This is a genomic window from Deinococcus maricopensis DSM 21211, assembly GCF_000186385.1.
GTDB lineage: Bacteria > Deinococcota > Deinococci > Deinococcales > Deinococcaceae > Deinococcus_B > Deinococcus_B maricopensis.
In genome coordinates this window covers 629,445-637,500 of record NC_014958.1, presented here as the reverse complement: position 1 = coordinate 637,500, position 8,056 = coordinate 629,445, and the positions used below count along the sequence as shown (strand labels likewise).

Here is an 8,056-nt window from a genome sequence, read left to right as displayed (position 1 = left end):
GGGCGCTCTTGAGGCACTTGGTGCACACGCGCAGGCGCAGCACGGCGCCCTCTTTGCGGATGCGGACGGGCTGCAGGTTGGGCAGCTGACGGGTTTTGCTGATGCCGGTGGTCTTGCGACCCACGCCGCCAGCGGCTCGGGCCTTACCGCGGCGGATGACCGAGTTAACCACGATCGGTCCCTTACCGCACAGTTCGCACACTTTCGCCATGTGAATGTTCCTCCTCAACCTGACCTCAGCCAGGCAAGCCTTCCGAGACTACCACAATTCAAGCAGCCTCGCCAGAGGTCACAAGGGCAGCGCGGCGAACCGAAGTTCGCCGCGCTCCAGGTGCCGCTTGCAAGTTAGCGCAGAACGCGCAGGGCCTTGAGGATCGCGATCAGGATGATCGAACCGAGCACGCCCCACAGAATGTCAATCGGGTTGAAGCTATTACCCGCCGACGTGCCACCGATGCGCAGGAGGTCGCTGAAGACCCACTTGGCCAGCAGGGAGCCGACGATACCAATCAGGATGTTCGCGACGGCGCCTTGCTGAGCGTCGGTTTTCATGATCAGGCTGGCGAGCCAGCCGCACAGGGCACCAACGAGAATAATGATGATCCAGGACATGGGTTCCTCCTCTTTCACTTGAGCTTGACTTCAACGAGTGCGTCGTTGTGAGAAAAGGATAGAAACGTGACCTTGGTTTCAAACGTGGAGGCCCGTACCTTCTCAAGGGCGCTTAAAGGCTCACTAAGCCTCCACACAAGCTGGTGTAAAGCTGCCGGTCAGCACGCTTAAATTCGGCCTTAGAGACCAGAAAGATTCAGGCCTTCGCGTCCGACGCTCGCAGCGCCTCGGCCAGTGCCCGCAGTGCCGTCAGGTTGTTCTGCAGATGCTCCTCGTTCTTGCTGCGGTACGCGTCCGCCGCCCCCTGCTCGAACTGCTCGGCGCTGCGCTCCGCCACAGCATTCCCACCCGCACGCGCCAGGCGACGGGCCACGCGCGCGGCGTCCTGCACGTCGCGCATCAGGGCATTCAGGTCCACACGGTTCACGCCCGCAGTATGCCCGCCGCGCACCGGGGCAGGTGTCCGCACGCCACACTCCCCGCACTTGTCTGGCTGCGCGCCTTGAGGCGCCCCGCGCGCGCCGCGTAGCATGGCCCGAAACGCCGCAAGCCCACAGCGCGGCCATCGGAGGTCACATGCCCGGCATCATCGACGCGTACCGCCCCTACCTGCCCGTTACCGAGCGCACTCCCGCGCTCACCCTGCACGAGGGCGGCACCCCGCTGATTCACGCGCCCCGACTGAGCGCGCACCTCGGCGTTGAGCTGTACCTGAAATACGAAGGCCTCAACCCCACCGGCAGCTTCAAGGACCGCGGCATGGTCATGGCCGTCGCCAAAGCCCTCGAAGACGGCGCGGACACCATCATCTGCGCCAGCACCGGCAACACCAGCGCCGCCGCCGCCGCGTACGCCGCCCGCGCCGGTCTCCGCTGCGTCGTGCTGATCCCGGACGGCAACATCGCCCTCGGGAAGCTCGCGCAGGCCATCGCGTACGGCGCGCACGTCGTCGCCATCAACGGCAACTTCGACGCCGCCCTGAACCTCGTGCGTGACATCAGCGCGCAGCACCCCATTGCCCTCGTGAACAGCGTCAACCCGCACCGCCTGCAGGGCCAGAAGACCGCCGCGTTCGAAATTGTCGACGAACTCGGGGGCGCGCCGGACATCCTCGCCATCCCTGTCGGGAACGCCGGGAACATCAGCGCCTACTGGATGGGTTTCCAGGAATACGCGGCCGCAGGTCGGAGCAGCACCACGCCGAAAATGTGGGGCTTCCAGGCGGAAGGCGCCGCGCCGTTCATTCGCGGCGCCATCGTGGACGAACCGGAAACCATCGCCACGGCCATCCGCATCGGCAACCCCGCCAGCGCGCACCTCGCCCGCGCCGCCGTGCAAGAAAGCGCCGGGCGCTTCGACATGGCGAGCGACGACGAGATCATGCACGCCTACAACCTAATTGCGCGCGAGGGCGTGTTCTGCGAACCGGCCAGCGCGACGCCCGTCGCGGGCCTCCTGAAGCTCCACGCGCAGGGCGAGCTGCCCCCCGGGCAGACGGTCGTGGCCGTGCTCACCGGGAACGGCCTGAAAGACCCGAACGCCGCGCTGCGCTCCGTGGAAGCGCCCAAAGGCGTCGAAGCGAACATGGACCGCGTGCTGGAAGCCATCCTGTGACGCGCTGGCAGGTCCCATGAGCACCATCACCGTGCGCGCGCCCGCTTCGAGCGCGAACCTCGGGCCGGGCTTCGACAGCCTCGGCCTGAGCCTCCCGCTGTACACGACGCTGCGCGTCACGCCACAGGCCACCACCGAGATCATTCCACTCGGCGAAGCCCTCGCCGGCACGCCCGCCGACGAACGCAATTACCTGTACCGCGCCATGCAGCGCCTCGCGCGCGCCGCCGGACGGGACCTCCCCCCCGCGCGGGTGGAGATCGAAACGGATGTGCCACTCGCACGCGGGCTGGGCAGCAGCGCCAGCGCCCTCGTGGCCGGGCTGGTCGCCGCGAACGAACTGCTGGGCCGACCGCTGGACGACCCCGCCGTCCTGGAACTGGCCGCGCGCGAGGAAGGCCACCCGGACAACGTGGCGCCCGCTCTGCTCGGCGGCATCGTGGTCGCCACGCTCGACAAGGCCGGCACGCACCACGTCCGCCTTGACCCGCCCGCCCACCTGGGCGTGACCGTCCTGATTCCGGACTTCGAGCTGTCCACCGAAAAGGCCCGCGCGGTCCTGCCGCGCGAGTACTCCCGCGCGGACGCCGTGCACGCCCTGTCGCACGCGGCGCTGCTGACTGCCGCGCTCGCCACCGGCCGCTTGGACCTCCTGCGGCACGCCATGCAGGACTACCTGCACCAAACGTGGCGCGCCCCGCTCGTGCCGGGCCTCAGCGACATCCTCGAGGAGGCCACGCGCTTCGGGGCGCTCGGCGCGGCCCTGAGCGGCGCTGGCCCCACCGTGCTGTGCTTCCACGACGCCCGGCACGCCACGGCGCCGCTGCACGCGTACCTGCACGGCGTCATGCGCCGCAACGGCCTGACGGGCCGCACCCTGGACCTGCCCATCGACCCGCACGGCGTGCAGGTGCGCCGCGCCTGAAGCGCCGCGTGCGGGCCCTCAGGGCACGCGCGTCATGCTGCCCAGGCGCAGGATGGCGCGCGTGCCGCCGCCCGGTTCGGCGATCAGGTCCACGTCGCCGCCGTGCGCGCGCGCGAACTGCCGCGCGATGGTAAGGCCCAGCCCCCGCCCCGGGTTGCTCTGCCCGGGCGCGCGGTAGAACGCCTCGAACGCCCGCGCGCGCACCTCCTCGCTCAGGCCCGCCCCGTCGTCCACCACGTGAATTTCGGTGACGTCGCGGTGCGCGTGCAGTTCCACCTGCACCAGCGTGCGCGTGTGCTTCAGGGCGTTCTCGACAAGGTTCTCGATGGCCTGGCGGATGCGGCGCGTGTCCACGGCCCGCACGACCGGCAGGGGCGGCAGCGTCAGGTACACGCGCGGCCCTACGAACGGCGAGATCAGCGTGCGCAGGTCCGTGGGCTTGAGGTCCAGGGTGGTGTCGCTGAACAGGTCCTCCAGCCGCGCGAGGTCCGAACGCGACGCGACCTGCACGGCGGCGTCTTCGAGCAGCTCGAGCAGTTCCTGCTGACGCTCGCGGGTGTGGCTGTCGCGCAGCAGGTCGCTGACCAGCAGGAGTTTCTGCAGGGGGCGGCGCAGTTCGTGCGAGGCCATGGCGAGCATGTGCTGCGTGTCGCGCGCCTCGGCGTCGCGGGCGCGCCGTTCACGCTGCCAGCGTTGCAGCAGCCGCCCGGTGAGCAGCACGCCCATCAGGCCGCTGGCGAGGGCCGCGCCGAGCATGTACCACTGCACGCGCCGCAGCTGCCCGACGTACACCTCGCGCAGCTGAATGATGTACTCGTGCGCCTGCACGTTCAGGCGGATTGCTTCCTGAATGGCCTCGTGCAGGTCGCGCTCGCGGCCCGTGGCGAACAGGGCGCGTACGCGCTGCAGCCGCGCCGGTCCGTGCGCCTCGACCGCCTGGATGGGTGGGAACTGGAACTCGGCGGGGTTGCGCAGGCTCGACTCGATCTGCTGACGCGCGCTGTCCAGGCGGGCGGTGGGTGTGCGCGGGTCCTCGCGGTCGAGGTGGTACAGGAACAGCGAGTTGACGATGCTCTCGTACGGGTAGCTGGTCCATAGGTTGCCGGTGCGTTCCAGGTCCGCGCGGACCGGGAGGTACCCGACGAGCAGGATGATGACGGTCAGCAGGGACGGCAGGATGGTGAGCAGCAGTTCCCGCACGGGGAACCACGGCATGGTGGGCACGGCGCGCGGTGGGCGCGTCATGAGGCGCTGCGGACGCCGACGGCGAACCACACCCACCAGTTGCCGCGTTTGGCGTAGCGGTTGCCGGTGTGGAGATTGGGGAGGATGACCTGCAGGGGGCCCTTGTCGAGCGTGCTGACGGCGTGGCCGTCGGCGGCGTAGGCGATCATGATGGGGTAGTGCAGGTACTCGCTGGCGGGAATGCGGGCGCTGAACAGGTTCGAGGCTTCGACGCGCACGTCTCGTTCGGGCAGGCCGGCGGCGCGCACGAGGTCGCGCAGCGCGACGCCTTCGTAGGTGGCGGTGCGGCGCAGTTGGGGTTGCGTGGCGCGGTAGCGGACTGCGGGCAGGGCGCGGAGTTGCGCCAGGGTGTAGGTGCGTGGGCCGCGCGCGCTGTACACGGTGAGGGCGACGGGGTCGCCGGGGCGCGCCGCCGGGGCGGGGCGGGCGCCGTGGGTGTAGGGGAACGTGGCGGGGGTGGGGTCGCGTCCGCAGGCGCTCAGCAGAACGGGCAGCAGCAGGGCGAGGCGCGGCCAGCGGGGGGTCGGCACGGCCCTGACTGTAGCGGAGTTGAGGGGCGGGACTCAAGGCGACGTGAGGCACCACTACAGGCGATGATTTACACCATGACCCGTGCTTGACAGAAATTATTTTCATACCTACGATACGGCCAGCCCACTCACCACACTCCGTATCGTGAGGGCATGCCCACCACGCACCCCGCTACGCCCGCCAGCGCCGTCGCCAACATCCGCGCGCAGCAGGACTTCCTGCCCGCCACCCTGCAACGCGTCGCCGCACACATCCTGGAGAAACCCGAACGCGTGATCTACCAGACCATCACCGAACTCGCCCAGGACGCCGGCGTCGGCGAAAGCACCATCACGCGACTGTGCCGACGCCTCGGCTACCCCGGGTTCCACGCGTTCAAGATTGCCCTCACCACCGACCTCGCCCAGATCGACACCCCCACCCCCCCCAGCGCCGACGCCGACGTCGTCACCCGCGCTGCCCACCAGGCCGTCAGCGCCCTCGAGGAAACCCGCCGCGTCATCGACCTGTCCACCCTGGAGCGCGTCGCGCGCGCCATCGTGAACGCCCCCCGCATCGACGTGGTCGGCCAGGGCAACAGCGGCCTCGCCGCGCAATTCTTCGCCACCAAACTCATGCGCCTCGGCATCACCACCGTCGCGTACACCGACCCGCACCTCGCCACTGTCGCCGCCGCCACCCAGACGCCGCAGGGCGTCGTCCTCGGTCTTACCCGCAGCGGCAGCACCATCGACACCGTCCAGACCCTCACCGTCGCCTACGAGCGCGGCGCGCACACCGTCGCCGTCACCAACCGCGCCTCCTCCCCCATCACCCGCGTCGCCCGGGACGTCCTGTTCACCGCCGCGCCCGAATCCCCGCTCGCGGGCGGCGCCATCAGCAGCTTCACCAGTCAGGTCCTGCTGCTCGAAGCGCTGTACCTCGCCGTGTACGCCCTCATCCCCGACGCGGACGACGCCATGCGCCGCACCGCCCAGTCCGTCGTCGAAAAGAAGTACTGAAGCGGGCGCCCGGGCATGCCCCTCCGCGCCCGCCCCACGCCAAAGGAGGATCACGCATGACCCAGACTGTCGCCTCACCCGCCACCCCACCCCGCAGAGGGGCCTTCGCCGCGCTGCAGGAAGTCGGCAAAGCCCTGATGCTGCCCGTGGCCGTGCTGCCCGCCGCCGGCCTGCTGCTCGGCATCGGCGCCGCCTTCAACGACGCCAGCTACTCCTGGCACGCCAGCATCCCCGCCTGGCTGCAGTTCATCGGCAAGATGATGGTCGGCGCGTCCGACGTGATCTTCGGGAACCTCCCCGTCATCTTCGCGCTCGGCGTCGCCATCGGCCTCGCCGAGGGCGCCGGCGTGGCCGCGCTCGCCGCGCTCGTCGGCTTCCTGGTCATGAACGCCACCATGAGCAGCTACCTCGGCCTCGGCGACGCCGCGAAGTTCGCGCAGCTCAGCGGCGCCACCAAAGGCGCCTACGCCACCGTCCTCGGCGTGCCCACCCTGCAGACCGGCGTGTTCGGCGGTATCCTGATGGGCCTGCTCGCCGCGTTCCTGTACCGCCGCTACAAGGACATCCGCCTGCCCGCCTTCCTCGGGTTCTTCGCCGGGCGCCGCTTCGTGCCCATCGTGACCGCCGCGAGCGCCATCGTGGTCGGCATCCTGCTCACGTACCTGTGGCCGCCCGTGCAGCACGCCCTGAACGCCTTCTCCACGGTCGCCACGCAGGGCGCGCCCGTCGCGTCCAGCGGCATCTTCGGCGTCATCAACCGCCTGCTCATCCCGTTCGGGCTGCACCACATCTGGTACCAGCCGTTCTGGTTCATCGCCGGGGACTACACCACGCCTGCCGGCACCGTCGTGCACGGCGACCTCACGCGCTACATCGCCGGGGACAAGAGCGCCGGCGTCTTCATGACCGGCTTCTTCCCGATCATGATGTTCGCGCTGCCCGCCGCCGCGCTCGCCATGGTGCAGGAAGCCCGCCCGGACCGCCGCAAGCTCATCGCGGGCATCATGGGCTCCGCCGCGCTCACCAGCTTCCTGACCGGCATCACCGAACCCATCGAGTTCGCGTTCATGTTCGTCGCGCCCCTGCTGTATGTCTTCCACGCGGTCATGACCGGCCTGAGCTTCATCGTCATGAACCTGCTCGGCTCGCACAACGGCTTCACGTTCAGCGGCGGCGCCATCGACTACTTCCTGCTGATGCCGAAAAGCACCAAGGCGTGGGCGGTGCCGCTCGTCGGCCTGATCTTCGCGGCGCTGTACTACGTCGTGTTCCGCGCCGCCATCCGCCGCTTCAACCTGATGACGCCCGGCCGTGAAGCCGTCACGGACGAGCACAGCGAAACCGCCGTCGTCCTGCCCAACGGCGCCGCCGGGGACCGCCCGCTCGCCGTGAACATCCTGCGCGCCCTCGGCGGCCCGGACAACATCCAGGTGCTCGACGCGTGCATCACCCGCCTGCGCGTCACCGTGAACGACAAGAGCCGCGTGAACAAAACCCAGTTGCAGCGCCTCGGCGCAGCGGGCGTCATGGAAGTCGGCAACAGCGTTCAGGCGGTGTTCGGCACGCGCAGCGACCAGCTCAAGGAAGACATCCGCCGCGTCCTGCAGGACGGCGCGTACACGCCCGAAGCCGCGCCCACCCCCACCATGCCCACTCCTTCCGCGACCGCGACCGCCCAGGTGACCCTGCCCAGCGACTTCACGCTGCCGCTCGCCGGCCGCGTCGTGCCGCTCGCCGACGTCCCCGACCCGGTGTTCAGCGGCAAGATGATGGGCGACGGGTTCGCCATCGACCCCAGCAGCGGCGAGGTCGTCGCGCCCGTCAGCGGCGAGGTCGTCACGCTCTTCCCCACCGGCCACGCCGTCGGCCTGCGCGCCGACAACGGCCTGGAAGTGCTCGTGCACGTCGGCATCGACACCGTCCGCCTCGGCGGGGAGGGCTTCACCGCCCTCGTCCGGCAGGGCGACCGCGTGCACGCCGGCCAGCCGCTCCTGCGCGCCGACCTGAACGTCCTGCGCGGCCGCGTCCCCAGCCTGATCACCCCCGTGATCTTCACGAACCTGCCCGAAGGCACGCACGTCCACGTGGACGGCGCGCGCGTCACGCTCCACTGACCCCCAGGAGGACC

General features: G+C 69.7%; 9 protein-coding genes (1 of these 9 running past the window's edge). 4 read left to right on the top strand and 5 right to left on the bottom strand.

From position 1 onward, the window contains the following. The 3 genes from rpmB to DEIMA_RS02775 form a co-directional block, all read right to left on the bottom strand. Window positions 1-211 carry the 5' portion of a 50S ribosomal protein L28 gene (gene rpmB / locus DEIMA_RS02785; protein ID WP_013555715.1) on the bottom strand. The gene continues 11 nt to the left of window position 1, outside the view, so the window shows 211 of its 222 coding nt (coding positions 1-211); it begins with the start codon at window positions 209-211; the stop codon falls past the left edge of the window. A gap of 134 nt (window positions 212-345) precedes the next feature. Next, on the bottom strand, window positions 346-612 hold the full coding sequence (locus DEIMA_RS02780) for a GlsB/YeaQ/YmgE family stress response membrane protein (protein WP_013555714.1): 267 nt from the start codon (window positions 610-612) through the stop codon (window positions 346-348). A 196-nt stretch (window positions 613-808) separates the two neighbouring features. Beyond that, window positions 809-1,039 carry a hypothetical protein gene (locus tag DEIMA_RS02775; protein ID WP_043816402.1) on the bottom strand — a complete coding sequence of 77 codons (231 nt, stop codon included), beginning with the start codon at window positions 1,037-1,039 and terminating at the stop codon, window positions 809-811. A 149-nt stretch (window positions 1,040-1,188) separates the two neighbouring features. Between DEIMA_RS02775 and thrC the strand changes: the two genes are divergently transcribed. Both thrC and thrB read left to right on the top strand, forming a co-directional pair. Then, entirely contained in the window at window positions 1,189-2,226 is a 1,038-nt protein-coding gene (gene thrC / locus DEIMA_RS02770; protein ID WP_013555712.1) for a threonine synthase, read from the top strand. Window positions 2,227-2,242: 16 nt separating this feature from the next. After that, a complete protein-coding gene (gene thrB, locus DEIMA_RS02765; RefSeq protein WP_013555711.1) occupies window positions 2,243-3,151 on the top strand; it encodes a homoserine kinase in 909 nt (302 codons plus the stop codon). 18 nt (window positions 3,152-3,169) lie between these two features. On the opposite strand, the gene DEIMA_RS02760 is transcribed toward thrB, so the two are convergent. Next, on the bottom strand, window positions 3,170-4,396 hold the full coding sequence (locus tag DEIMA_RS02760; RefSeq protein ID WP_013555710.1) for a sensor histidine kinase: 1,227 nt from the start codon (window positions 4,394-4,396) through the stop codon (window positions 3,170-3,172). Beyond that, on the bottom strand, window positions 4,393-4,926 hold the full coding sequence (locus DEIMA_RS02755; RefSeq protein ID WP_013555709.1) for a molybdopterin-dependent oxidoreductase: 534 nt from the start codon (window positions 4,924-4,926) through the stop codon (window positions 4,393-4,395). Before DEIMA_RS02755 ends, DEIMA_RS02760 begins: the two co-directional genes overlap by 4 nt. 153 nt (window positions 4,927-5,079) lie before the next feature. Here DEIMA_RS02755 and DEIMA_RS02750 point away from each other — a divergent pair, with 153 nt between their 5' ends. Further along, entirely contained in the window at window positions 5,080-5,928 is an 849-nt protein-coding gene (locus DEIMA_RS02750; RefSeq protein ID WP_013555708.1) for a MurR/RpiR family transcriptional regulator, read from the top strand. A 56-nt stretch (window positions 5,929-5,984) separates the two neighbouring features. Beyond that, complete coding sequence (ptsG, locus tag DEIMA_RS02745) at window positions 5,985-8,042, top strand: glucose-specific PTS transporter subunit IIBC (RefSeq protein ID WP_013555707.1); 2,058 nt, start codon at window positions 5,985-5,987, stop codon at window positions 8,040-8,042. The last annotated feature ends 14 nt before the right edge of the window (window positions 8,043-8,056 follow it).

Coding starts and splice junctions, on each gene's coding strand:
- DEIMA_RS02780 (WP_013555714.1), bottom strand. CDS start 612: ATGTCCTGGATCATCATTATTCTCGTTGGTGCCCTGTGCGGCTGGCTC.
- thrC (WP_013555712.1), top strand. CDS start 1,189: ATGCCCGGCATCATCGACGCGTACCGCCCCTACCTGCCCGTTACCGAG.
- thrB (WP_013555711.1), top strand. CDS start 2,243: ATGAGCACCATCACCGTGCGCGCGCCCGCTTCGAGCGCGAACCTCGGG.
- DEIMA_RS02760 (WP_013555710.1), bottom strand. CDS start 4,396: ATGACGCGCCCACCGCGCGCCGTGCCCACCATGCCGTGGTTCCCCGTG.
- DEIMA_RS02750 (WP_013555708.1), top strand. CDS start 5,080: ATGCCCACCACGCACCCCGCTACGCCCGCCAGCGCCGTCGCCAACATC.
- ptsG (WP_013555707.1), top strand. CDS start 5,985: ATGACCCAGACTGTCGCCTCACCCGCCACCCCACCCCGCAGAGGGGCC.